General features: G+C 59.2%; 18 protein-coding genes and 1 tRNA gene. 8 read left to right on the top strand and 11 right to left on the bottom strand.

Annotation, left to right across the window (positions count from 1 at the left end):
* Nucleotides 1-25 precede the first annotated feature (25 nt).
* Nucleotides 26-409 (bottom strand): response regulator, encoded by a 384-nt coding sequence (locus FTO74_RS06855; protein WP_162537474.1) that lies wholly within the window; start codon nucleotides 407-409, stop codon nucleotides 26-28.
* Between the two features lie 205 nt (nucleotides 410-614).
* Here FTO74_RS06855 and FTO74_RS06850 point away from each other — a divergent pair, with 205 nt between their 5' ends.
* Together FTO74_RS06850 and FTO74_RS06845 are read left to right on the top strand one after the other, a co-directional pair.
* Nucleotides 615-1,961, top strand: a complete 1,347-nt coding sequence (locus tag FTO74_RS06850) for a nitrate/sulfonate/bicarbonate ABC transporter ATP-binding protein (RefSeq protein WP_162537473.1) — start codon at nucleotides 615-617, stop codon at nucleotides 1,959-1,961.
* Nucleotides 1,958-3,766 (top strand): ABC transporter permease subunit, encoded by a 1,809-nt coding sequence (locus FTO74_RS06845; RefSeq protein ID WP_162537472.1) that lies wholly within the window; start codon nucleotides 1,958-1,960, stop codon nucleotides 3,764-3,766. Before FTO74_RS06850 ends, FTO74_RS06845 begins: the two co-directional genes overlap by 4 nt.
* Here FTO74_RS06845 and FTO74_RS06840 read toward each other — a convergent pair.
* The gene (locus FTO74_RS06840; RefSeq protein WP_162539745.1) at nucleotides 3,763-4,245 is read right to left on the bottom strand and encodes an AI-2E family transporter; all 483 of its coding nucleotides are present in this window, start codon (nucleotides 4,243-4,245) and stop codon (nucleotides 3,763-3,765) included. The two genes, FTO74_RS06845 and FTO74_RS06840, sit on opposite strands and share 4 nt — an antisense overlap.
* 54 nt (nucleotides 4,246-4,299) lie before the next feature.
* Here FTO74_RS06840 and FTO74_RS06835 point away from each other — a divergent pair, with 54 nt between their 5' ends.
* The 3 genes from FTO74_RS06835 (at nucleotide 4,300) to FTO74_RS06825 (ending at nucleotide 6,728) form a co-directional block, all read left to right on the top strand.
* Entirely contained in the window at nucleotides 4,300-5,124 is an 825-nt protein-coding gene (locus tag FTO74_RS06835; RefSeq protein WP_162537471.1) for a TatD family hydrolase, read from the top strand.
* Nucleotides 5,125-5,160: 36 nt separating this feature from the next.
* On the top strand, nucleotides 5,161-5,661 hold the full coding sequence (locus FTO74_RS06830) for a YajQ family cyclic di-GMP-binding protein (protein WP_162537470.1): 501 nt from the start codon (nucleotides 5,161-5,163) through the stop codon (nucleotides 5,659-5,661).
* A 77-nt stretch (nucleotides 5,662-5,738) separates the two neighbouring features.
* Nucleotides 5,739-6,728, top strand: a complete 990-nt coding sequence (locus tag FTO74_RS06825) for a polyprenyl synthetase family protein (protein WP_162537469.1) — start codon at nucleotides 5,739-5,741, stop codon at nucleotides 6,726-6,728.
* Nucleotides 6,729-6,835: 107 nt separating this feature from the next.
* On the opposite strand, the gene FTO74_RS06820 is transcribed toward FTO74_RS06825, so the two are convergent.
* The 5 genes from FTO74_RS06820 to FTO74_RS06800 form a co-directional block, all read right to left on the bottom strand.
* Complete coding sequence (locus tag FTO74_RS06820) at nucleotides 6,836-7,408, bottom strand: 3-hydroxyacyl-CoA dehydrogenase NAD-binding domain-containing protein (RefSeq protein ID WP_162537468.1); 573 nt, start codon at nucleotides 7,406-7,408, stop codon at nucleotides 6,836-6,838.
* On the bottom strand, nucleotides 7,408-7,593 hold the full coding sequence (locus tag FTO74_RS06815) for a hypothetical protein (RefSeq protein WP_162537467.1): 186 nt from the start codon (nucleotides 7,591-7,593) through the stop codon (nucleotides 7,408-7,410). The genes FTO74_RS06820 and FTO74_RS06815 overlap by 1 nt, the downstream gene beginning before the upstream one ends.
* Nucleotides 7,594-7,653: 60 nt before the next feature.
* Nucleotides 7,654-9,186 carry a 4-alpha-glucanotransferase gene (gene malQ / locus FTO74_RS06810; protein WP_162537466.1) on the bottom strand — a complete coding sequence of 511 codons (1,533 nt, stop codon included), beginning with the start codon at nucleotides 9,184-9,186 and terminating at the stop codon, nucleotides 7,654-7,656.
* A gap of 126 nt (nucleotides 9,187-9,312) precedes the next feature.
* Complete coding sequence (locus FTO74_RS06805; RefSeq protein WP_162537465.1) at nucleotides 9,313-11,286, bottom strand: peptidylprolyl isomerase; 1,974 nt, start codon at nucleotides 11,284-11,286, stop codon at nucleotides 9,313-9,315.
* A 330-nt stretch (nucleotides 11,287-11,616) separates the two neighbouring features.
* On the bottom strand, nucleotides 11,617-12,867 hold the full coding sequence (locus FTO74_RS06800) for a BON domain-containing protein (protein WP_162537464.1): 1,251 nt from the start codon (nucleotides 12,865-12,867) through the stop codon (nucleotides 11,617-11,619).
* Between the two features lie 136 nt (nucleotides 12,868-13,003).
* On the opposite strand from FTO74_RS06800, the gene FTO74_RS06795 reads away from it, so the two are divergent.
* Nucleotides 13,004-13,080: transfer RNA gene (locus FTO74_RS06795), tRNA-Met, on the top strand.
* 86 nt (nucleotides 13,081-13,166) lie between these two features.
* Here FTO74_RS06795 and FTO74_RS06790 read toward each other — a convergent pair.
* Together FTO74_RS06790 and FTO74_RS06785 are read right to left on the bottom strand one after the other, a co-directional pair.
* Nucleotides 13,167-14,423 (bottom strand): site-specific integrase, encoded by a 1,257-nt coding sequence (locus FTO74_RS06790; RefSeq protein ID WP_162537463.1) that lies wholly within the window; start codon nucleotides 14,421-14,423, stop codon nucleotides 13,167-13,169.
* Nucleotides 14,424-14,525: 102 nt separating this feature from the next.
* Entirely contained in the window at nucleotides 14,526-14,759 is a 234-nt protein-coding gene (locus FTO74_RS06785; RefSeq protein ID WP_162537462.1) for a helix-turn-helix domain-containing protein, read from the bottom strand.
* A 247-nt stretch (nucleotides 14,760-15,006) separates the two neighbouring features.
* On the opposite strand from FTO74_RS06785, the gene FTO74_RS06780 reads away from it, so the two are divergent.
* Nucleotides 15,007-15,945 carry a LysR family transcriptional regulator gene (locus FTO74_RS06780; RefSeq protein WP_162537461.1) on the top strand — a complete coding sequence of 313 codons (939 nt, stop codon included), beginning with the start codon at nucleotides 15,007-15,009 and terminating at the stop codon, nucleotides 15,943-15,945.
* A 196-nt stretch (nucleotides 15,946-16,141) separates the two neighbouring features.
* Here the strand turns inward: FTO74_RS06780 and FTO74_RS06775 are convergent, their stop codons facing one another.
* A complete protein-coding gene (locus FTO74_RS06775; RefSeq protein WP_162537460.1) occupies nucleotides 16,142-17,008 on the bottom strand; it encodes a DUF1868 domain-containing protein in 867 nt (288 codons plus the stop codon).
* Between the two features lie 109 nt (nucleotides 17,009-17,117).
* A complete protein-coding gene (locus FTO74_RS06770; RefSeq protein ID WP_255462541.1) occupies nucleotides 17,118-20,609 on the bottom strand; it encodes a TonB-dependent receptor in 3,492 nt (1,163 codons plus the stop codon).
* A gap of 266 nt (nucleotides 20,610-20,875) precedes the next feature.
* On the opposite strand from FTO74_RS06770, the gene FTO74_RS06765 reads away from it, so the two are divergent.
* Nucleotides 20,876-22,270 (top strand): hypothetical protein, encoded by a 1,395-nt coding sequence (locus tag FTO74_RS06765; protein ID WP_162537459.1) that lies wholly within the window; start codon nucleotides 20,876-20,878, stop codon nucleotides 22,268-22,270.
* Nucleotides 22,271-22,581 lie beyond the last annotated feature (311 nt).

Below are 22,581 nucleotides of genomic sequence, written 5' to 3'. Positions count from 1 at the left end.
CGCGGCAGGCCTGTGAACAGAGTTTTTAGCGCCTCAGCTTGGCCAGCAGGTCCGTCGGGTGCACGGGCTTAGCGAGAATCTCGAACTCGTGCCCTTCCGTCCGCGCCTTTTCCAGCAAATCGGCTGTCGCGGCCTGTCCCGAAAAAAGCAGAATCTTGCAGTTGGGCAGCTTCTTGCGCGTCGCGATCGCCGCCTCGATGCCCGTCATCCCGGTCATGATGACGTCGGAGATGAGCATATCCGGAGAGAAGGATTCGAGAGCTTCGATCGCCTTTTCGCCACTGTAAACGGCACGCGCCTCAAAGCCCGCCTGATTGAGGATGATGGCGAGCGTATTAGCGATCACCTGCTCATCATCAGCAACGAGTACGCGTGGTTTTGGCTTATTAACGGAAGCAGATTCCGGCATTCTGAAGGTCCCCAAGGTCGTGTTGAAAGTTCATAAGAGTCTGGTTCGCCGATCCGCCAGACACATTACCGTTATATCAGTATTCTGATGTTACGCTGTGCGAGGGGCAAACGCCGCCAAGTATCTTGTCAGGACACTTCGGCTCTCCCGGCCGCAAAGCGCACGCCGGGACTCTGCCCCTAAAGCCAACATACGAGATTCTGATATGCAGGAAGCAATCATCCGCGCGGAAGCAGTCGAGAAGTACTACGCTCAGCCGAGCGAAAACCGGATACAGGTCATCTCGCCGACCAATCTCTCCATCGTGGCGGGCGAGATCGTCGCGCTGCTCGGACCCTCCGGCTCTGGAAAATCGACCCTCCTGCGGATGCTCGCGGGCCTCTCCGCGCCCTCCGCGGGCCAGGTCTACTGGCACGAGCGCCCTATCGCCTCCACCGAGGTCAACGTCTCCATCGTCTTCCAGAGCTTCGCGCTCTTCCCCTGGCTCACCGTGCTTGAGAACGTCGAAGCGCCGCTGAAGGCTCGCGGCATCGAGGCGTCGGAGCGCCGCCGCCAGAGCCTCAAGATCCTCGACACGGTCGGTCTCGACGGCTTCCAGGCCGCCTACCCCAAGGAGCTTTCGGGCGGAATGAGGCAGCGCGTGGGGTTCGCCCGTGCCCTCGTCGTCGAGCCGGAAGTTCTCTTCATGGATGAGCCCTTCTCCGCCCTGGACGTCCTGACGGCCGAGAACCTGCGCTCTGAGCTGCTGGAGCTGTGGGAGAACAACACCATCCCCACCCGCTCCATCTTCATCGTCACCCACAACATCGAAGAAGCGGTGCTGCTGGCCGACCGCATCATCGTGCTGGGGCGCAACCCCGGCCACGTCCGCACCGACTTCAAGGTGGGGCTGCCCCATCCGCGCGACCGCAAGGCCCCGGCCTTCACCCAACTGGTCGATTACATCTACAAGGTGCTCACACAGCCCGACGCGCAGCCACCTGAGCTGCCCCAGACGCCCGCCGGGAAGCTCTCCCGTGCCCAGCGCCCTCCCAGTTACCAGATGCTCCCCCACGCTCGCCCAGGAGGCATCGCCGGACTGCTGGAGCTGCTGATCGACCACAACGGCAAGGACGATATCTATCGGCTCGCCGACGACCTCGCCTTTGAGATCGACGACCTGCTCCCCATCGTCGATGCCGCCCAGCTCCTCGGCTTCCTCACCGTCACCGAGGGCGACGCCGCCATCACATCCTCCGGGGCCGAGTACGCCAACTCCGAGATCCTGCGGCAGAAGCAGCTCTTCCGTACCGCCGCCGTCGAGAACGTGCTGCTGCTGCGCCAGATCGTGCGCGCGCTCGAGGCCAAGAGCGACGGTACCGTCCACGAGGAGTTCTTCCACGATGTGCTCGATGAGCAGTTCAGCGAAGAGGAGACCCTGCGCCAGCTCGAAACTGCCATCAACTGGGGCCGCTACGCCGAGCTGTTCGACTTCGATGCCTCCCGCCACCGCTTCATCCTGCCCGCGAAGCCCCAGCACGACGCCGCGGACGAGGAGGAGATGGACGCATGACGCCGCTGCACAGGAGCTTCATCAACCGGCCTCCGCGTGAAAGCTCGAGCCGCGAGACGCTGGCCCGCAGCCAGGTACTGGCCCGTAGCTGGCCCTTCCTGCTCGATCTCACCGTCGCCGCCATCGCGCTCGCGGCCTTCTACGGCATCGTGCGCATCGCCATGTTCTGGGCAGGGCGGTCGGAGCCGGAGGTCATCATCTCGCAGAGCCCGCGTGCGCTGCCGCTCTACGCCTTCTACTCCGTGGTGCGCATCGGGCTGGCCTACCTGCTCTCGCTGTTCTTCGCGGTGGGCTACGGCTACGTGGCGGCGTACAGCAAGCGGCTGGAGCCGCTGATGATCGCCGCGCTCGATATCCTGCAGTCGATCCCGGTGCTCAGCTTCCTGCCCGGCGTCATGCTGGCGATGGTCGCTCTCTTCCCCACCCGCCAGCTCGGCGTCGAGATGGGGGCCATCGTGCTCATCTTCACCGGCCAGGTCTGGAACATGGCCTTCAGCTTCTACTCCTCCATCAAGAGCATCCCCAAGGAGCTGCGCGAGGCCGCCGACATCAACCGCTTCTCGCCGCTGCAACGGCTGGTGCAGCTCGAGCTGCCCTACGCCGCCATCGGCCTCATCTGGAACTCGATCATGTCCGTCGCGGGCGGCTGGTTCTTCCTGATGGCCTGCGAGATGTTCGTGCTGGGCACGCGCGACTTCCGCCTGCCCGGCCTCGGCTCGTACCTCCAGACCGCCGCGGGCACCGGCAACGGCCCGGCGATCCTGTGGGGGCTGGCTACGATGATCGCCATCATCGTGGCCACCGACCAGCTCATCTGGCGGCCCATCATCGCGTGGAGCGACAAGTTTAAATTTGAGCAGGTCGAGTCCTCGCAGCGGGTCAACTCTCCGCTGCTGCACCTGCTGACGCACTCGAACGCCATCAAGGCGCTGCGCCTGCGCACCACCACCCCGCTGCGCGAGAAGATCTACATCGCCCTGGCCCGGCGGCGGCGCGAGCGTGTCGCCCAGTTGGAGGCCGCGCCTGCCGTCAAGGCTAACGGGACCTCAGAGAGTCTGCTGACAACCGGACGCGGCGCGATTATGGTCGCCGCCTGCGCTGGAGTAATCTTCGCCGCGGGTCACGCGCTCATCCTGCTGCGGCAGGTCAGCGGCGCGGAGTATCTGCAAGTAGGCAAGGGCGCGCTCGCCACCTTCCTGCGCGTCAACCTCTCGCTGCTGCTCGCCTCGCTGTGGACGATCCCGGTCGGCGTCGCCATCGGCTTCCACCCTAAACTTGCTCGGATCGCCCAGCCGGTCGTGCAAATTGTCGCCTCCGTGCCCGCCCCGGCGCTCTTTCCGGTCATCCTGCTGGCGCTCATCCGCATCGGCGGCGGGCTGGGCATCGGCTCCATCGCGCTGATGATGCTGGGTACGCAGTGGTACATCCTGTTCAACGTCATCGCGGGCGCGATGGCCATCCCCACCGACCTCAAAGAAGTCGCGACGCTCTTCCGCTTCAGTCAGCTCCAGCGCTGGCAGACGGTGATCCTGCCGGGAATCTTCCCCTTCCTCATCACCGGGCTGGTGACGGCCTCGGGTGGGGCGTGGAACGCCAGCATCATCGCCGAGTACTTCCACCTGAAAGGCCAGACCATGCAGACAACGGGCCTCGGAGCGGTTATCAGCGGGGCGACCGACGGCGGGCAGTTCCAGATCCTGCTGCTGGCCACCATCGTGATGGCCCTGATGGTCGTTACGACCAACCGCCTGGTCTGGCGGCCGCTCTTCCGGCTCTCGGAGACGCGCTACCGGCTCGGCGGCTAACGAGGCTTCTGCTGCCCCCGGAAGGCGAAGATCACCGCCAGCAGCGGCGGCGCGATCAATACGCCCCACGGGGGGATCAGGAAGCCCAGCACGATCGGTCCCAGGAACGCCGCCCACCACGGCACCAGCGTCGTCCGGTGCAGCACGTACGGGTTGATTACAAGGCCGTCCAGGATCGCGATCACGCCGTACAGCCCCAGCACCATCGACAGCCGGAAGAGCGTGTCCTCTCCACCCGATAATGCGGTGGCGATTGCAGGCCCAGCCACGGCCAGCATCCCGCCCACGCCGGGGATGAACTGCATCAGCCCGCCCACCAGCGCCCACAGCGGAGCCCAGGGCACGTGCAGCAGCTCCAGCCCAATCAGCCACAGCACGCAGACGATCAGCCCATCGAGGGCCGTCGCACGCAGCCAGCCGCCGAGCGCGCCGCCTACCGTCTTTACGGGTTGGTCAAACGGGTCGATAGAAGGGTCCATAGGGTCCACGCGCCGATTTTACCCTGTGCTCCGACCCTGTAACCTAAGAAAACCATGCTTATTGACTCGCACGCCCACATCGACTTCTACGACGATCCCGAAGCCGTCCTGGCCCGCGCCCACGCCGCCGGAGTCGGCTCCATGCTTGCCATCGGCATCGGCGACGGCCCCAGCACCATGCACCGCGCGCTCGACTTTGCCCGCACCCACGCCAGCGTCTTCGCCAGCGCGGGCATTCACCCGCAGGAGGCCCATCAGGCCACGCCGGAGAATCTGGCACTGCTGGCCGAGCTGGCCTCCGATCCAAAGTGCATTGCCATCGGCGAGATTGGGCTTGACTATTACCATCTCGATAACCCCGACATACCCACGCAGAAGGCCGCCTTTGTGGCCCAGATGAAGGTCGCCGCCGCCGCGCGCAAGCCTATTCTCATCCACTGCCGCACCAGCGAGCTGGCCAAGCCCGAAGCCAAGGCAAAGTACGAGCCGGCCGACGCCTGGGACGACCTGCTGGCGCTGATCGCCGAGCACTGGACCCCGACCGGCCTGCCCGGCGTGATGCACTGCTTCTCCGGCTCCCCGGAGCAGGGCCGTCTGGCCGTCGCCGCGGGCTTCTACCTCTCCTTCGCCGGGAACCTCACCTACCCCAGCGCCGTCGGCATCCGCCAGGCCGCCGTGGAAGCTCCAGCTGACCGCATCCTCGTCGAGACCGACTCGCCGTTTCTCGCGCCAATTCCCCACCGCGGCCAGACTAACGAGCCCGCCTTCGTCGTCCACACCGCTGCCGCGCTGGCCGAGCTGCGAGACCTCTCGCCCGAGAAGCTGGCCCAACTCACCACCACAAACTTCAGAACCCTCTTCCCCACAACGCAGAACTAGCTACATTCAACCCGCAACTGCCTTATACTGTCCCTTATGGCCGCAGATAACAGCTTCGACGTCGTCAGCAAAGTAGAGATCCAGGAAGTCAAAAACGCCATCGACCAGGCGAGCAAAGAGGTCAATGCGCGCTTCGACCTCAAGAACTCGAAGTCAAAGATCGAGCTTGAAAAAGACGAGGCGATTCAGCTTGCCTCGCAGGACGAGTACACCCTGCAAGCGGTGATCGAGATCCTCTCGCAGAAGCTCGTCAAGCGCGGGATTTCCCTGAAGAACCTTGAGTACGAGAAGGTCGAGCCCGCCTCGAACTCCTCCGTCCGCCAGAAGATCAAGCTCAAGCAGGGCATCGCCAGCGACAACGCCAAGAAGATCGTCGCCGTCGTCAAGGACTCCAAGCTCAAGGCCAACGCCTCCATCCAGGGAGACACGGTACGGATCGTCTCGAAGGACCGCGACGTGCTCCAGCAGGTCATGGGCAAGCTGCGCTCGGGCGACTTCGGCGTCGAGCTTCAGTTCACCAACTTCCGCTCCAACTAACCCCTGACGAAACCAAAGTGCAGAGTTTTGCGCGATAACCGGACCCGAAATCCATCCCCTGATACTCTAATCAACGAGTGAGCACGATCTCCATCGCGACTGCATCTGAGGTTATCGACCTCCTCCGTGACGATCTTGCCGCCATCGAGCGGGAGTTCGCCCAACAGTCTCAGTCCCCCGTCGCCGTCATCACCGACATCGCCCAGTACCTGATCGCGGGCGGCGGCAAGCGGATTCGTCCGTTGCTGCTGCTGCTCTCGGCCAAGGCGCTCGGCTCGACGAGCCACTCGCGCATCCGCCTGGGCGCGGTGGTGGAGATGCTGCACACCGCCACGCTCGTCCACGACGACATCATCGACGAGGCCGAGACCCGCCGCGGACGTCCCTCGTCGAACACCACCTGGGGTAACTCCAAGTGCGTGCTGGCGGGCGACTGGCTGTACATGCAGAGCTTCCAGACCGCCCTCGAAGAGCGCAACTTCCGGGTGCTCGATCTGCTTATTTCGCTGACGCAGCAGATGGTCGAAGGCGAGCTGCTCCAGATCGAGAAGCTCGGCCGCCTCATCAACGAGGAAGAGTACTTCGACCTGATCTACCGCAAGACCGCCTGCCTCTTCAAGGTCTCGATGCAGCTCGGAGCGGCTGTTACCCATGCCGATCCCGAAGTAGAAAACGCACTGGGCGAGTATGGCCGCAATCTTGGGTTGGCCTTCCAGATCATCGACGACGTACTGGACCTCACCGCTTCGGAAGAGGTTCTGGGTAAGCCTGTCGCCTCCGACCTCCGCGAGGGCAAGGCTACTCTGGCCGTCATCCACGCGCTCGAGCGCGGCACCGGGGCCGACCGTGAGGCCATCCGCACAGTCCTCGCCGACCGCAGCTTCGCCCGAATCTCCCACCCGGAGATTCTCGAGATTCTACAGCGGCATGGCTCTATCGACTACGCGGTAGACACCGCCTGCGCCTACGCTGAGGCCGCTCGCCTGTCGCTGGCCGACCTGCCCGCGACCGACGCCAAGCGTGCCCTGCTATGGGTTCCCGGCTTCGTCACCAGCCGCGACCGCTAAGACAAAAACCTACTGCTTACAGCGGAGCCTTGCGATCTTTGCTTTTCACGCGAAGTGTCCAAGATCGCACGAAGTGCCGCCCGTCCGGCGTGAGGACGCTTTTGCTTTTACTCCAGCTCCGCATCCCCCACCGCATAGCCCATGTTCTTCATCAGCATGGGCAGATCCGGGTCCAGCTCGACCGCCACCTTACGGCCAATCCTCACCAGCAGCTCTGACGCCAGATCCACCGTGTGCGCAGCCGCCTTGCGTGGGTGCAGCAGGCGCACTGTGTCCGAAGCAGCAACCAGCCCACGCACCATCACGCACCGATCTGCGCGATATGTACACGAGGCCAGGTCTGTGACGCTGAGCACCTCGCTGGGGGTCAGCAGGATCGTTCGCGGAGGAGCCATCCGGTCCAACAGGCTGAAGATCTCCAGCTTCGACTCCAGCTCGTCCGGCACGAAATCCACCGCGATATCCGCGTTTTGTACCGCGTCTTCCACGGTCAGGGCCAGTTCCACAGCCGTTCCCAACTGGAGGAACTCCGCAGCCGCATCGCGCAGCTTCGCGGGCATCACGTCTTCGAGGATCACCCGGAATCCGGCCTGCGCCGCGCGCAGGGCAAAGCTCCGCCCCGCGGAGCCTGCCCCGATGACCGCAACTGTCAGGAGAGGCTCCGAGACCGGCTCCGCCATTACTTCTTCGCCGCGATTGTGTTCAGCACCGTCTCGTAGTTCGGCTCCGAGACCTTGATGTGGTCCGCCACGCGCTGCCGCTCTTCTTCCGTCAGCGACGGAAGCACGGCCAGAATGCGCCGCAGGGTTACCGAAATATCGTCCACGTAGTTCATCGTACGGATTGCTTCGCCAGAGAGAGGCATTCGTGCTCCTGTTCTTGTTGCTATCGTTACAGTCTAAATCGTCCCGGCCAGCTTTGCCGGTCAACCGGCGTCAGTGCTGTCTACCGGCTCCACATACCCGTCGCGGTCCGTCATCTCCATCAGGGCCGACAGCTTCGTCGCGAAATCGGGATGCAGGGCGTCCGGGCGATAACGCCAGGTCCAGTTCCCTGCCGGGGCTGCCGGAGTGTTCATACGGGCTTCGCTGCCCAGGTGCAGCACGTCCTGCAAGGGGAAGATGCATATGTTCGCCACCGACCGCGCTGCCGCTTTGATCATCGCCCAGACGATCTCGCCGTCGTACTGGATCGTCTGGAGGTAGGTCTGGACGTGTTCGCGCTCCACTGGCGATAGGTCGTCGCGCCACCAGCCCTGGGTCGTATTGTTGTCGTGCGTGCCGGTATATGTAACCGTATTGGGCACAAACCGATGCGGCAAATGGATGTGACTTCCCCGATCCGAGAAGCCGAACTGGAGGATACGCATCCCCGGCATCCCATAGTGCTCGCGCAACTCGTCTACTTCTTTTGTAATCAGCCCCAGGTCTTCAGCGACGAACGGCAGCTCTCCGAAGACCTCGCGAAGCCGCTGGAACAGCTCGTGGCCCGGAGCCTTGACCCACTGGCCATGGATCGCCGTCTCTTCTTCGGCCGCAATCGACCAGTAGGCCTCGAAGCCGCGGAAGTGGTCGAGCCGGATGGTGTCGTAGAGGGCCAGCGCGCGGCGTATCCGCGCCACCCACCAGTCGAAGCCGCGCTCCCGCATCAACGCCCAGCGGTAGAGCGGATTGCCCCAGCGCTGGCCCGTCGCCGAAAAGTAATCCGGCGGCACGCCAGAGACCCGCACCGGGTTCAGGCTCTCATCCAGCTCGAATAGCTCCGGGTGCGTCCACACGTCGGCGCTGTCGTAGTTCACGAAGATGGCCACGTCGCCCATCACGCGGATCTCGCGCTCGGCGCAGTAGCTCTTCAGCTCGCACCACTGCTCGGAGAAGAAGAACTGTACTGCCTGCTCGATCTCGAGTTCGCGACCGTACTGGCTCAGCACCGTCGTCTGCCAGTCGCCGCTCCTGTGCGCGAACTCCGTCGGCCACTCGTGCCAACTCGCATAGTTGTACTGCCGCCGCAGCACGGTGAACATCACGTAGTCCGGCAGCCAGGAGACGTTGTCCGTACAGAACTTCTGGAACTTCGCTCTCTGCTCGTCGCCCGCACGGTCGATGAAGTTTGCCGCGGCCTCTTCCACCAGCGGCAGCTTCTCTTTGGAGACCCGCACAAAGTCCACCGCGCCGTCATGCCCGGCGAGCCCCTGTATCCGGTCCCAACCGATCCATCCCTGCTCGGCCAGCTTCTCCAGGCTGATGAGGATCGGATTCCCGGCAAAGGCCGAGAGGGCCGAGTAGGGCGAGCTGCCGTAGCCCGTCGGGCTGAGCGGCAACACCTGCCACAGGCTCTGCTTGGACGCCGCCAGGAAGTTCACAAACTCATAAGCCGCCGGACCGAAGTCCCCCACCCCGCCGTACGAAGGCAACGACGTTACATGTAGCAGAACTCCCGAAATCCGCTCCTGGCTCATCCCTACCCCACCCCTGCACCAAACTATACCGGTATGATGCGAAACGCACTCTGTAGATCCAAAACAAAAGGCCTGCCGCAAGCCCGGAAGGACTTACAGCAGGCCTCATATGCCCAAACCGTGTTCTTACATGCCAAGCGGCCCAGGCGTAGCCGGCTTCTTCAGGTAACGCACCGCCTTCGCCTTCTCGTACTGAGTCGCCAGGTTGCCCACGAAGACCTCGAAGACTTCCTTCTGCTGTTCGCCCAGCATCTGGTCCTTGGTCAGCTCGAAGTTCTTCGCAATCTCCTCTGCGCTCGGCTCCTGCTTGTCGAGCAGGGTCATCACGACACCCACACGGCCAAGATTCACCGGACCCGAGATCATGGTCTTCTGCATGGTGAAGGCCACCGAAGCCGGGCCCGACATCGCGCCGACATCCGGCACCTGTCCGTCGCGTCCCACCAACTCGCTCGTCTTCACCGGAACATTCAGCTCAGCAGCGGCCTTGCGCAGGTCGTTCAGGACCTTCGCACGGTCGTCCAGCTTGCCCAGCTTCTCCTGCAACAGCTCCGGCAGCTTCTGCTCCTGGTAATCCGCCACCAGGTGTGTCTTGTACTCGTCGAATGAAGGCGCATGGGCCACCTTCACGTCCTGCACCTGGAAGACCGCGAAACCGTCGCCGGTCGAGACCGAGGTGGGAGCCGCGCCCTTAGCCGCGCCGAACGCGCCCGTCAGCAGCGCAGCGCCGTCAGCAACGCCCGCGATGACACCATCCTTGGCGACGTAGTCGGTGGTGGTTACGTGCAGGCCACGAGCCGCAGCAGCGCGCTCCATGCCGATCTTCAGAGCATCATTTGCCAGCGAGGTGGCAAAACCCTGCTCGGTCGCGCCGATCTTCTGCTGCTCGACCAGCGGGGCGATCTCCGCCTTTACCTCGGCGAGCGAGCGCGTGTGAGCCTTCGTTCGCTCCTCAACCTGGAGGATGTGGTAGCCGAACTTGGTCTTGATGAGGTCCGAGGTCTGGCCCGGCTGGAGCGAGAACGCTGCCTTGTCGAACTCGGGCACCGTCTGGCCGGGGCTCAACATGCCCAGCTCGCCGCCCGTGCCCTTGCTGCCCGGGTCGTCGGAGTTGGCCTGAGCCAGCTTGGCGAAGTCACCGCCAGCCTTGATCTGCTTCAGAATATCTTCGGCCTTGGCCTTGGCCGCTGCGTCCGTCTTCGCATCCGCGCCTTGGGGCACCGCGATGAGGATGTGGCGCACCTTGGCCTGATCCTTCACCTCGTAGTCCTTCTGGTGGGCAGTGTAGTACGCCTGAAGATCCGCGTCGCTGACCTGGGGCTTGCCGCCCGGCAGGTTGTTGGCGTCGAAGGCGATGTAGGCGATCTTGCGCGTCTCAGGGATCGCCGTCGCGTAACGCTTGGCGTTGTTCTTGAAGAAGGTCTGCAGATCAGCGTCCGTGGGCTTGATCTGGCTCTTCAGGTCGTCCGCGGAGACCACCGCATAGTCGAACTTGACCTTAGTTCCCTGCACCTTGTATTGCTCACGAACCGCGTTGTCCGGCACCGTGACGCCACCGGCGACTAGCGCCTGGAGGCGATTGAACTCCATATCCTGCTTAACCTCTTCCTCAAACTCGGGAACGGTGAGCTGGAAGTTGGTCTGAATGAAGTTCATGTAGGCATCGGAGCCGATGAACTTGCCGCCCGGGAAGAGGTACGCGGCGAAGGGGCCGGTCTGCAGTTCGCGGCGAAGGTCGGCGTCGCTCACCTGGAGGCCCAGCTTGTCGCCCGCCTGCTTCAGCATGGCGTGCTGCACCAGGCTCTGCGCGGCGCGGCTCTCCATGTAGGGGAGCAGGAACGGCGGCAGCTTCTGCTGCTGGAGCTGCATCTGCGCGAGACGCGTCACGTCCGCCTGCTTGACCGGCAGGCTGGAGATACCCAGACGGCCCAGCAGCCCGGGCTCCCGCACCGTCGCATAGACGCTTCCATCCGACGTCGAACCCGTGTTATCGAAGATTCCCGGCACCAGCGTAATGACCATCGTGACGACGGCCAGGCCGATGATGATGGCGAAGATGCTCTTAACGATGCGGCTATCCTGCTGCAGAATGCGAATCATGCTTGTCTGACGACCTTCACTTCGCGCGGCGCGGAATATCGTTCCGCAGCTCGCGTGCCCGGGATTTTGCGTGACCGGCGCATACGTCTTCCGTAACCGGAAAGGACGCGCACCGCATCCGTTGCAGGGCAAGCCTAGATTATAAATCAGGTCGGCTTATACACCGTTGCGACCGCTAAAACAAACGCCTCAAAGCAGAGCCTAAGGATGATTGCCTCACGAGAAGCGTCCAAAGAGCGCACGAAGTCCTGCCTGGCGTGAGGGAGCTTTTGCTTCTAAAGAAAATGGACACCGCGCGTTCGACGCACGGTGCCCACTCCAATGCTCTTATTAGTACGGGTAGTAGCCCGGAGGCGGGGGCGGCGGGGGATAGTACGGCCGCCGGTAATAACCCGGAGGCGGCGGACCGCTCGGGATTCCGTATGCCAGTCGTTGCATCTCCTGCTGCGATACCGTGGTTACCGGCGTCGGCTGTGTCAGGTGGAATGCCAGCAACGCCTCCGACGGGATCACGACCTGCCCCTTGCCCGAGGCAGCCGACGTGCCGATTCCAGCCGCCGCACCAGCGCCCGCACCGATGGCAGCGCCCGCGCCACCGCCAGCCACCGCACCGATCACCGCGCCCAGAGCACCCAGGCCCACGGTCCGGTTCACTGTCTCCAGCGTCTTATCCGGCCCCGCATGGGACCAGATATCGGAGACGATCGGGTAGGTCCGGCCGCCTAGCATCAGCTGCGTCAGTTGGACCGACATCTCGCCCCGGCCCTTCAGCGTGCCGGATTTGGTGGAGTTGATGACCACGCCCTGCACCGCTGCGCCTCGCGGAATGGCTACCGCGTTGCCCGCGAAGATGTCATTCACGACGATGCCGTGAAAGATCTCCCCCGGCACCGTATGGTTGCTCGAGAGATGCTCGTTGATCCGTATCTGCACCAGCGCACCGGCTGGGATTACAACCGCTCGCCCACCCACTTGACCCGCGTAAGCCTGACGATACGGCTGCTGACCATACGCCGGATATCTTTGCGGAGGAGGCGGCGGGTACTGGCTCTGTCCCTGCGGGGCTGGATACTGGCCCTGGGGGGGATACTGCCCCTGGGGAGGAGGAGGATACTGGCCGTTATTGGCCTGCGCCTGAGGAGCCGGTTGAGTCCCGGGATTCGCCCCGGGCTGGCTGCTTCCACCGGCCTGCTGGTCCATCTGCTGGTCTAGCGCTTGGTCTGCGTCCGGGTTATTGCGCTGCGGGCTGGTCACTCCTGCCGCAGGGTTCGGCTTCTCCGGCCCTCCAGCTGTTGCCGCCCCCTGTAGAGTCAGCTCATCCACGACCTTCTGCACACCTTTGGCATTCGCGGCCAGCGTCTCGGCCTTGCCGCGCGTCGCCTCGTCGGCGACCGTACCGCTCAGCGTTACGACGCCGTAGACCGTACGCGTCTGGATCGGCTCATTTGCCAACTCCGGCGCGCTCGCCAAGGCCTTCAGCACATTCGCTTCCACCTGTGCATCGGGCAGATTGGCCTGCGCCCACACCGTACCCGAGCCAGCCAGCAACCCCGCCACCAATCCAACTTCCCTCATCCTCATTGTCAAACCTCCGGCAGTACCCGCGCGTCAAGCTCACGGCGCGCGTCACACACATTGATGAAGACGCAGTTTCCAGGAAAAAGTTACGGCAGAGTCCAGGGTTTGACCCCTGCCGTCATTAGAGCTATATTGGGAATGCGGGGTGGAGCAGCCCGGTAGCTCGTTGGGCTCATAACCCAAAGGTCGTAGGTTCAAATCCTACCCCCGCAACCAAACAAATCAATTAGTTACGAGTCGAATTTGAGTGCCCTTTCCCTTAGATTCACTCCCACTGACTCCCATTCGCAAAATTAGTGGTTTTAGGCGCTCGCTTTCATTGGCTTGAGTACCATTTCCACGACTTTGCTGTTTGCTTCCCGCTTGGATGATGTCATGGCCTGTCCGTAGACGTTCATTGTCGTCTGGATCGAGGCATGACGCATGAGTTCCTGTTGCACCTTCATTGGCGCTCCCGTCTCGTCCAGCCACGAACGATAGGTGTGGCGGAAGGTATGCCACCCAATCGAACTGAACTTCCCGGCTGCAACTCGACGCTCCTCGTGAATCGGCAACCGAGCGCCGTTCGGTGTCGGACGATCCTGCTGACACCAGACGCCCGAACCAGCACCGCACCTCGGACACTCCACCAAACACCATCCGGCAGGCCGAAGGTGACGCTTTTGAACCTCGGTCGTCTGATAGGGTTTGTTCGTCAGTGGGCTGGCGAAGACCCAGCCTTCTTCCGTTGGCGTGGCCTCTTTGCTCCATTCGAGCAAAACCTCTACAAGCGCCTCGTGAAGCGGTACGTGGTCCCGCGAATACTCCGTCTTCACGTCATCCACCTGCCCGTTCACGATGCTCCGCTGCACGAGAAGCTGCTGACGCTCGAAATCGAAGTCTTCCCACTGGAGCGCCGCGATCTCGCTTACGCGAAGACCGAGGCATTGGGCAACAATCACCATCGTTCGATACGGTTCTTTCAACAGACCGAGGATGGCTTCGTACTCATTCACAGTCAACACTGTTGGACGCTGACGCCGTTTGCTGCTGTCCTTGACCCGAACTATCTGCATGGGGTTTCGGCGGTCGTTGAAGAGTTCCCAGCGGGCCGCGCACTCGAACATCAAGTGCATGACGCTGCGGATATGTGCCTTCGACTTCGGGGCCATCTCCATTTTCTTCAACCATCCCTCGACCACCATAGGCCGGATTTGGTGTAGCAGGTAACGCTCCCACCTTGGGCGAATGTGCAGCTTGATATTCGACAGATACGACTTCCGGGTTGAGTAGCGTTCTGGCAACTCTTCCTCGATGTATCGGTCGCAGATTGCGCCGAAGGTGACAGCACCCAGATGATGCTGTGGTTTTTCTTCGTTGAGTTTTAGGAGGAGGGCTTCTACTGCAACCCGCGCGTCTGATTTGTTCTTGTACTGATTCGTGGTCCCGACAAAGGTAGCTTTACGCTTCCTCGTATTGTCGGCCTGCGTCTCGTAGTACCGGAACTCCCAAACGTCGGCTCCCTTCGCCCGCTTTTTGAGCGTGACGCTTCCAAATTGATATCGTGTGCGATCTATCAAGGCATTTCTCCTCGACTTCACAGCACGAATGGCTGTTGTTAGGGTAACGCCATCATGCCTGAAAATCACGGGAAAACAGTGATTTTGTTATGGTTTTAAGCCTCAGCTCGCAAGCCCTTTGTCGATCCATTCCGTAAGTGCCGATGCCTTAAAACGCCACAGCTTGCCTACATGAACGGCAGCAATCTCGCCGCGATGCACAAGCCTCTGTAGCGTCCTTGGATGAACCTTCAGAATGGCCGCTGCTTGATGACTGTCCAGCAATGGCTCGCGGTCTATTCGGGGGCGGCCATCTGGTGTCCCTGCACTTGCCGGTGGCTTCTTCTCGTCGGACATGGTGACTCCCTTCTGCAATTGAATCTGGCATTACTTCTTCATCAGCGAGATTCGCGCTCCAGCGCTTTGCCGTCCAATAACTTTTCGGGAGACCGTTATTCCATTCAGGAATAACGAGCCATTCAAGGTCAGCTTTTGTGAGACAAACCAAGCGCGTAACGGGTTTACAATAATCGTGTTCGGTCGCTGATTTTGACGTTGTTGAACGACTGCTGTCCTTCCCAGAATCCCCACTCGGAGGATGGTCATGGCGCTGCCAGAGATCCGATTGCTGCAAGCGGCGATTGCCCTTGCGGAAGAGCTGAACTTTTCAAGGGCAGCGGAACGTCTACACCTCACCCAACCCGCTCTTAGTAAGCAGGTTTTCGAGTTGGAGGCGCAGCTCGGCTTCCGGCTGTTTGAGCGCAATCACCAGATCGTCCATTTGACGGATGCCGGACGCGCATTTGTTGAAGAAGCGCGAGAGGCGGTCTTTCATGCAGAACGAGCGGTGATGGCTGCGAAAGCCGTCTTCAATGGAGCCGACGAAATTCTCAATGTCGGAAAGTCGGCCTATACCGATCCGTTTCTGGTTTCAACCCTCTTATCGGTTCGTCTACAACTATTTCCCGGTATGAGAGTAAAACTCTGGAGTAACTATTCCAATGCGCTTGCCCATCAGGTCATCGCGGGAACCCTCGATCTTGCCTTGACCACGGGTGTACCTGACAATCCAAAACTCAGTGTTTTGAACCTGGCGGACAATCCTTTCTACATCGCTATGTCAGAGAATGACGAGCTTGCGATGAATCGTGAGCTTCACATAGAGGACATGCACAATCGCCATTGGATACTCCTCGGGCGACATGCGAACGCACATCTCTACGACGCAATCCAACTCGTTGCGTCCGACAAAGGAATACGCCCTTCCGAGATCCACCCTGTCATGAGCCCTGAAGAGACACCAGAGCTGATTCTGGAGCATCGAGGACTGGCCTTTCTCCCTCGAAATGCCGCTTGGCGAATCTCACGAGATGGCATCACTATGAGGCCGTTGTCGGAACCGCAACTTCGATTGGTGACGAATTTAGCGGTCCGTTCTGAAACAAAATCACGTCTCGTAAAAGAGTTCGTTCGGGCCACATCACGAAAAATGGACAGTCTTGCGCTCAAGTCGCAAGGACGACTGCCGCTCACCGGATCGTGAAATTCGCTAGGTCTGCAGCTCCCCAGTAGTCCTGATCTCCACGTTGAGCGGACCTTCTTCGCCACACTTGGGACAAGTGAATATGCCGGAAGTGAGACCTCTTCCTTCAAAGGCCTCCCTCCTGGAAATCGTCCCGCAATGAACGCAGACGTGGACGTGAATCAGCTTTTCATCATCGCGAGGTGCTTTGTTCATATCATGAGCGGGGAGAGGTGGTGTACTCAACAACACTCCCTGGAGGAACGATTTTTAGCCACTCCCGTGGCGAGTAGGAAAGCATATTCTCGAACGTGCAAAAGACAGGGGCCTGGAGGTCAATCGAGTGGATCTCGCTTGTCAGCTTGTTCAAGGCGGCTGCAAGCACCCTGTCATAGTCAGCGAGTTCTTCTGGAGTGCGCGGTTGCACCCAATAACCTAGCGAAATATGGAAACGATAACTGTCATGGTCTGGAGCATGAATCTTCATCACTTCCGACAATCGATTGCGAAGATCCCGCACCTTGCGATTTTCTGCCTCATCGAACGGAAGAAGCCGAATTGAGCTGACGTCCTTCGGCTGACTCTGTGGGTCGGCGTCGATGCGGAAGCGCAAAGGCAGAGACAGAGGGAACCTGGCTCTGCCGATCCGCTCCTTGAGGGTTTGATTGCATTCACTGATCGGTGTGTCGAATGGGATATCCGAAGGCCATACATCCGGCTTCCGATCAGCGTCATTCGCGCCGCTAAAGATCGTTGAGTGATAGCTGGAAGGCGGCAGCAAAGCGAGTCTTTGTGCAAAGGGATGCCCTGTTAATTCATGGTGGACATGAGTCAACGCTTGAAAGATAAGACTATCCTTCGGGAGCGGGCAAATCACGGTATTTCCCGCGAAAGGGCGTGCCGTTCGGTCCTCGGCAAACTTGTTTGCGTTTGGATTCGATGAATGCGGCGGAGGAGTGTTTCCAGTCTGTGATAGCGGCTCCGCAATAGCGCCCGTCAAGCCATTTAGAACAGAGTAGGCGCCTATACCAGCCGAGAGCTTGAGCATGTGACGACGAGAAAGAGACTTTGCATACGATTTCATGGCCTGATGACTCCTGTGGATAGGAAGCAAGTTTATCCGCCCTTGTGCATGGTCTTGCCAAGGGCGGATATGTACCAACACTTCGAGTCGAAGATGTTGTACGACCGCACTAGAACGAAAAGCGAAGCGCTAGTTGAACTTGCCGAGATGGAAACAAGCTGGTTAGAGCGGAGCTGAATGTGCCGAAATTGGCTCCATCAGTGAGAGTGGTATCAGGTTGCGCGAAGTTGGTAGCGTTCAATACATTGAACGCTTCAATACGGAACTGAAGGGTTCTCGCCTCAGACCCAAGATTGAAGCTCTTGTGCGCTGCCAAGTCGAGCTGTCCGAATGCCGGGCCGCGCAAAGAGTTGCGTCCAGCGTTTCCGAAGAGTTGAGAACCAGTAGGCACGCTGACTGCGCTTGAGTTGAGATAACCCGAAACGTTCGTGTTGCTCTTTACGAACTTATGTCCGTAAACAGCCGCATTCGTGCTCACGAGGTTCGGCCGCAGAGAGTAAAGCACGGAGGTAGTGGACACCTGCACATTCGTTGCCGGAATGTAGGTCAGGTTGATAGGCAGACCGCTCGTAACAATGTTGATCGCAGTGAGCTGCCAGCCGCCGAGGAAGGCCTGTTCGACTCCGTTGGCATTCTTACCGAATTGTTTACCACGTCCATACGGCAAGTCACCAATCACGGACAAGGTATCGTTGAGCGGCTGATTGTAGGTTGCCGGTCCCCGATCACCGGCAATATTACGGTAGTTAACAACAGCGCTATCACCAGTGGAGTTAGTCGCTTCACCATCGGCGGCTGAATTACTGAGCGCTCGTTCCCAAGTAAAGGAGTTCGTGAGAAATAGTCCCTGGGCAAATCTGTGTTCGAGCTTAGTCTGTAGAGAGTTGAAGCTCAAAAAGCCCGCATTCGACTCGGTCAAGATATCGGTGAAGCCCGGTATTGGACGCCGACTCAGAAGAGACGGGCAGTTGTTCGCTGTGACCTGGGCCTGCGTGCATAGATTGGCTTCGTTCAGATCATAGAGAGTAGGTATTTGAACTCCGTGATTGCCGACATAGGAAATCTCCAAAGTTGTCTTTAGAGGAAGTTGCTGCTGTACCGACAAATGCCAGGACTCAACATATGGGGTCTTAAAGTTCGCGGGTTGATATCGTGTTTCTGCCTTTGTGCTGCCATAATTTTGGGCGGTCGCGAAATTCGTCTGGTAGCCGTCTTGGGTCCGCCGGAAACACGTCGAGGGATCTTGCGTCAAAGAAGTACACAATCCTTGTGAGGGTGTCTGGTTGATGGTCGCATCTACGATATCTGGACCGTTGTACGCGAGCATGCCTTCGTCGCCGAACCGGAACAGGTAGGCATAGCTGATGCCGAAGCCAGAGCGAATGACAGTTCCCGGACGCACCTGGTAGGAAAAGCCCAATCTCGGGCCAAAATCTTTATAGTCTGGATTGACCAATCCGCGAGCTGCAAGAGACCCATCTCCGGTGTAGTGAATGGTGTACGCCGACGTGCTCATGTCAGCACCGTTTCCGGCATGCAATATCCGATTATTCACTGGATCGTAGTTGAGGATGTGGTTGTCCTTCTCCAGGTTAGGAGATACGAATTCATATCGGAGACCGGCGTTGATGGTGAGATTAGGAAGAGGCTTCCAGTCGTCTTGAATGTACCCCATATGCCAAAAACGCTCCAGGTGCACTTCGGCGATATTGTTTAGGGAGTAGTTGTTGCGCGCTCCGAAGAGAAAGTCCGTGAGATTGGCAGCCTGTTGAGTGGTAGCGCTTGTAGCCGCACTGAACTTGCCGGCATACGCATCCGACCCAAATACGGGGTTGAAATCGTCGACTGCCTGGGCAAGCCAGCCGTACTCATAACCGATCTTGAGGCTGTGGTGTCCTCGTACGAAGCTGTAGTTGACCTTTGGGTTGTACTGGGTAGGGGATTGAAATTGTGGGCTTGTTGCTTGCCCGCCGAACGCCGAGAATCCGGTCACACTTTGCGAGTTGATGCCACTTGTGTATTGCGGGTTGTTGGGCACGTTGGGAAAGCCAAGACCGGCGAGGACGTTTGCCTGACCGAAATCGATTGCTTGTTTTGAGGCTTGCGTGGAAGTGTAGCCAAAACGGACTTCAAGGACCGAAGTGGGTGATGGACTGAAGTTGTAGCCAAGTGCGATTTGGCGGGTGTGTGCGGAAAGATAACCATTGCTATTTCCACCAGCGAGACCCGGTATGGGAGGAGCAGTGAAATAGGTGACGGCGCGTTGACTGTAGCGAGCGAATCCAGTCTGCCTCGGACTCAGGAAGAAATCGAGTCTCCCATCTCCCTTGTTGTCATTGGTGGTATTTGGCCCCATGTATTGATAGTTGTTCGCGGTCAATGCAGCGCCTGGGATATTTGGGAGCGGTAATTCTTTCAGGATGAGGACAGAGAGCGGATTGATATTGGGATCTGTAAGCGGCACTTGTCCGTTCGTATAAACGGCCCCGGTGTAGGGGTTCTTCACTGGTATGACATTGGTGCCTGTATTGTTTGCAGTGCCGTCGACCGTGAACGTACCTGCGTGTTCAGCAGCGGTAGGCAATTCAGCTTGCGTAAGAGTTTTTGAGTCTGCCCGCAGACCTTCGTAGTCGGCAAAGAAGAATATTCTGTCTCTAATGATGCGGCCGCCGATGGTACCGCCAAACTGATTCTGTACGAGCGTAGGTTTGACCCCCAAACCGATAAACGGGCCATATGCGTTCAACACCGTGTTACGTAGATAGTCATAAGCTCCGCCGTGGAAAGCGTTCGTTCCGCTCTTCGTTGTTGCGTTGATGATCGCGCCACCGGCACGACCGTATTCGGCGGAATAGTTGTCAGTCTGGACGTTGAACTCTTGAATAGCATCCGGTGAGGGCACCATGGCTTCACTGCTGTAGCCTTGGTTCGCTTCCTGATATGCGTTGTTATCGATGCCATCGAGCTGAAAGTTGTTATATACAGACGCCAACCCATTGACGTCATACGAAGCGTCTCGGGGCGGGAACGCATTGTTCTCAAGCAGAGACTTGCGGACACCCGGTACGAGGGTAGTCAAGTCTGCGTACGACCGCCCGTTCAGAGGCAGCGCAACCGCTTCTGTCCCCTGAATCGTCGCTCCGCGATCGCTTGTCTCAGTCTGTAGCAATGTGGCAGCGCCGTTGACGGTGACAACGTCGCTCGCAGCTCCCAATTTCAAATTGAGGTCAACACGTTGCCTCGCGCTGACGGTCACCACGAACGGATCAGTCTGGGCACCCTCAAATCCATCTGCTGTAATCTTGACGACGTACTGTCCGGGCGACACGTTCAAAAACTCATATTGGCCATCGTTTCCGGCCCTCTGGGTGGTCACAACCCCTTTCGCTACATCTCGCAGCGCGACGCTTGCTCCGGGAACAGCCGCTCCAGTCGGGTCTTTGACTGCGCCCAAGACGCTTGCGCTGTCAAACTGTGCGCGAGCACTCCCCGGCAAGAGCATGATTGAAAGCAGCCAGAGAAACGCTAAGCTTTTGGCGAGACGGCGAGGCGATTCTGTACGGGATCGAAGCATCGATGTGACTGGGGTGACTGGGAGCATAGTCGGACTTCCTTCTTGATAGCTTGGCGATGGATTCAGGCTAAGACGCGGCGGCGTGGCTGCGAATGTGACTTCACTGTCGGGCCAAAAATTGTTACTGTAAAATCCGCCGTAAGCCTCTTATAGTCAGCTATTTACCTTGCGTTAACAGAGTGCGTTGCAGAGTAAAAGAAAAGGCGAATTCATCTCCGCGAAATGTCCGAACCCTAGAGTAGGGTATAAAGGGGTTCGGCTTCCCCGCGCTTCTTGCCGAGGTAGCCATAATCATGCTGCTAGCCGAGACCCAAATCGATGATTCTGAAGCTGCCTTCGATCTGAACAGCGATGCTCGCTGGCATGTCGTTAAATGCGTCGTTGCCTCTACTCTTTTCGCAAAGTCGGAGAGGCTATCGGGATTTCTGCTCTTCGTGTGCAAGCTGTCACTTGAAGGCAAGAATGAGGAAATCAACGAACAGGCGATCGGCTCGAACATCTTTGAGCGTCCAGAAAACTACGATGCCGCCAACGACAATATTGTGCGGATACACGCCTCCCGCTTACGCCAGCGGCTGAAGGAATACTTTGCCCTACCCGAGGGGACAGATTCTCCATTCGTCATAGAAATCCCCAAGGGCGCGTATGTTCCGGTTTTCATCCCCCGTCAAATTGAAGTACGGGACCAGACACCTGAGAATTTTTCGCAATCGGACATAAATGTGGCTCCGGCGGAGCCCGCTCCTCTGGAGGATGTCGTTTCGTCTTCCTTTCATAAGGAAACGTCGCAAGACATGGCAGAGGGTAGCGCCCGCAAGATTTTGCGGGTAACCGTTCCCGTTCTCCTCGTTATTTGCGTTCTCTGGTCATTGGCTTCCGGCATTTACCTGCTGTTACATCCCCACAAGTTGAAGCAGATTGACGCTATTGTGGTCGGGCCTCGTAATCCCCTGTGGAACCGTCTGTTCCGCACGGACAAAGAGACTCTCGTCGTCACTGCGGACAGCTCTCTGGTGCTCCTCCAAAATCTAAGCGGCAATAGAATCACGTTGGCGCAGTATGTTGAAGGCGGATATGGCGAGAAGCTTTCCGAACATGCCTCGATTCCAAGCTCGATTCTGCAAAATTTAGCATCTCGCCGCTATACGTCCGTGGTGGACCTGAACACCGTCGAAAAGCTACTTCGCCTTCCGGGAGTAGACCTCAGCAATACGCAGGTTCGGTATTCACGCGACCTGCATCCGAACGAACTCAAAGACGGAAACATTGTGCTCTTGGGAACCTATGAGTCAACGCCCTGGGTACAGATGTTTGAGCCGCGGATGAACTTCTATTTCTTAAACGATCTGCGCTCATCATACTTTGCGCTAATGAATCGTCATCCAAAGGCTGGCGAGCAGGCGCAATACACTTACGACAGCAAGGACCCGGACCACACTGTGTACGGCGTCGTTGCCTTTCAGCCCACTATGAGCGATTCAGGTGATGCCCTTATCCTCGAAGGACAGACGATGGCAGGCACCGAAGCCGCGACAGACTTTGTCTTTGACGACACTTACCTTCTGCCGTTTCTAAAACAAATCAAGCGTCCTGATGGGTCGCTTCCGCATTTTGAAGTCCTAATCGCTTCCAAGAGTCTGAACGGCGATGCGTCGCGTTTGCAGGTCGTTGCATATCGGGTCGAATAGAGATACTCGTCACCATTCTCTGGTGAATCTAGTACGCCTTGGCTGCTATGGAGCAATCTGAAGGGGAGCACATCACAGCCAGGGGCAAAGCCCTCAAATGTGCTGCGGTGCTGGCAATGTTTCTTTCGTCGGTATCAGCGTGGAGGTAGATTTCCGCTGGTGAGGGGCATCCGCTGGCGGTGAAGAGGCTCTGCCGGGCGAAATCGAGACGTATAAACGCTCCCATTTCGCGGATCGCCGCTGCGCCATGCGGCGTTAGATGGCCTAGAAGCACCTCCCACTCTGGCCACGGCTCCGCGGCATATTCATTC

Source organism: Granulicella sp. WH15, assembly GCF_009914315.1.
Classification (GTDB): Bacteria; Acidobacteriota; Terriglobia; order Terriglobales; family Acidobacteriaceae; genus Edaphobacter.
The sequence above is the reverse complement of the archived record's forward strand: the minus strand, read 5'-3'. Positions and strand labels throughout refer to the sequence as shown.

Bases quoted from the DNA above. Each gene is read 5' to 3' on its own strand.
- FTO74_RS06855 (WP_162537474.1), bottom strand. From the start codon at position 409: ATGCCGGAATCTGCTTCCGTTAATAAGCCAAAACCACGCGTACTCGTT.
- FTO74_RS06850 (WP_162537473.1), top strand. From the start codon at position 615: ATGCAGGAAGCAATCATCCGCGCGGAAGCAGTCGAGAAGTACTACGCT.
- FTO74_RS06845 (WP_162537472.1), top strand. From the start codon at position 1,958: ATGACGCCGCTGCACAGGAGCTTCATCAACCGGCCTCCGCGTGAAAGC.
- FTO74_RS06840 (WP_162539745.1), bottom strand. From the start codon at position 4,245: ATGGACCCTTCTATCGACCCGTTTGACCAACCCGTAAAGACGGTAGGC.
- FTO74_RS06835 (WP_162537471.1), top strand. From the start codon at position 4,300: ATGCTTATTGACTCGCACGCCCACATCGACTTCTACGACGATCCCGAA.
- FTO74_RS06830 (WP_162537470.1), top strand. From the start codon at position 5,161: ATGGCCGCAGATAACAGCTTCGACGTCGTCAGCAAAGTAGAGATCCAG.
- FTO74_RS06820 (WP_162537468.1), bottom strand. From the start codon at position 7,408: ATGGCGGAGCCGGTCTCGGAGCCTCTCCTGACAGTTGCGGTCATCGGG.
- FTO74_RS06815 (WP_162537467.1), bottom strand. From the start codon at position 7,593: ATGCCTCTCTCTGGCGAAGCAATCCGTACGATGAACTACGTGGACGAT.
- malQ (WP_162537466.1), bottom strand. From the start codon at position 9,186: ATGAGCCAGGAGCGGATTTCGGGAGTTCTGCTACATGTAACGTCGTTG.
- FTO74_RS06805 (WP_162537465.1), bottom strand. From the start codon at position 11,286: ATGATTCGCATTCTGCAGCAGGATAGCCGCATCGTTAAGAGCATCTTC.
- FTO74_RS06800 (WP_162537464.1), bottom strand. From the start codon at position 12,867: ATGAGGATGAGGGAAGTTGGATTGGTGGCGGGGTTGCTGGCTGGCTCG.
- FTO74_RS06785 (WP_162537462.1), bottom strand. From the start codon at position 14,759: ATGTCCGACGAGAAGAAGCCACCGGCAAGTGCAGGGACACCAGATGGC.
- FTO74_RS06780 (WP_162537461.1), top strand. From the start codon at position 15,007: ATGGCGCTGCCAGAGATCCGATTGCTGCAAGCGGCGATTGCCCTTGCG.
- FTO74_RS06775 (WP_162537460.1), bottom strand. From the start codon at position 17,008: ATGAAATCGTATGCAAAGTCTCTTTCTCGTCGTCACATGCTCAAGCTC.
- FTO74_RS06770 (WP_255462541.1), bottom strand. From the start codon at position 20,609: ATGCTCCCAGTCACCCCAGTCACATCGATGCTTCGATCCCGTACAGAA.
- FTO74_RS06765 (WP_162537459.1), top strand. From the start codon at position 20,876: ATGCTGCTAGCCGAGACCCAAATCGATGATTCTGAAGCTGCCTTCGAT.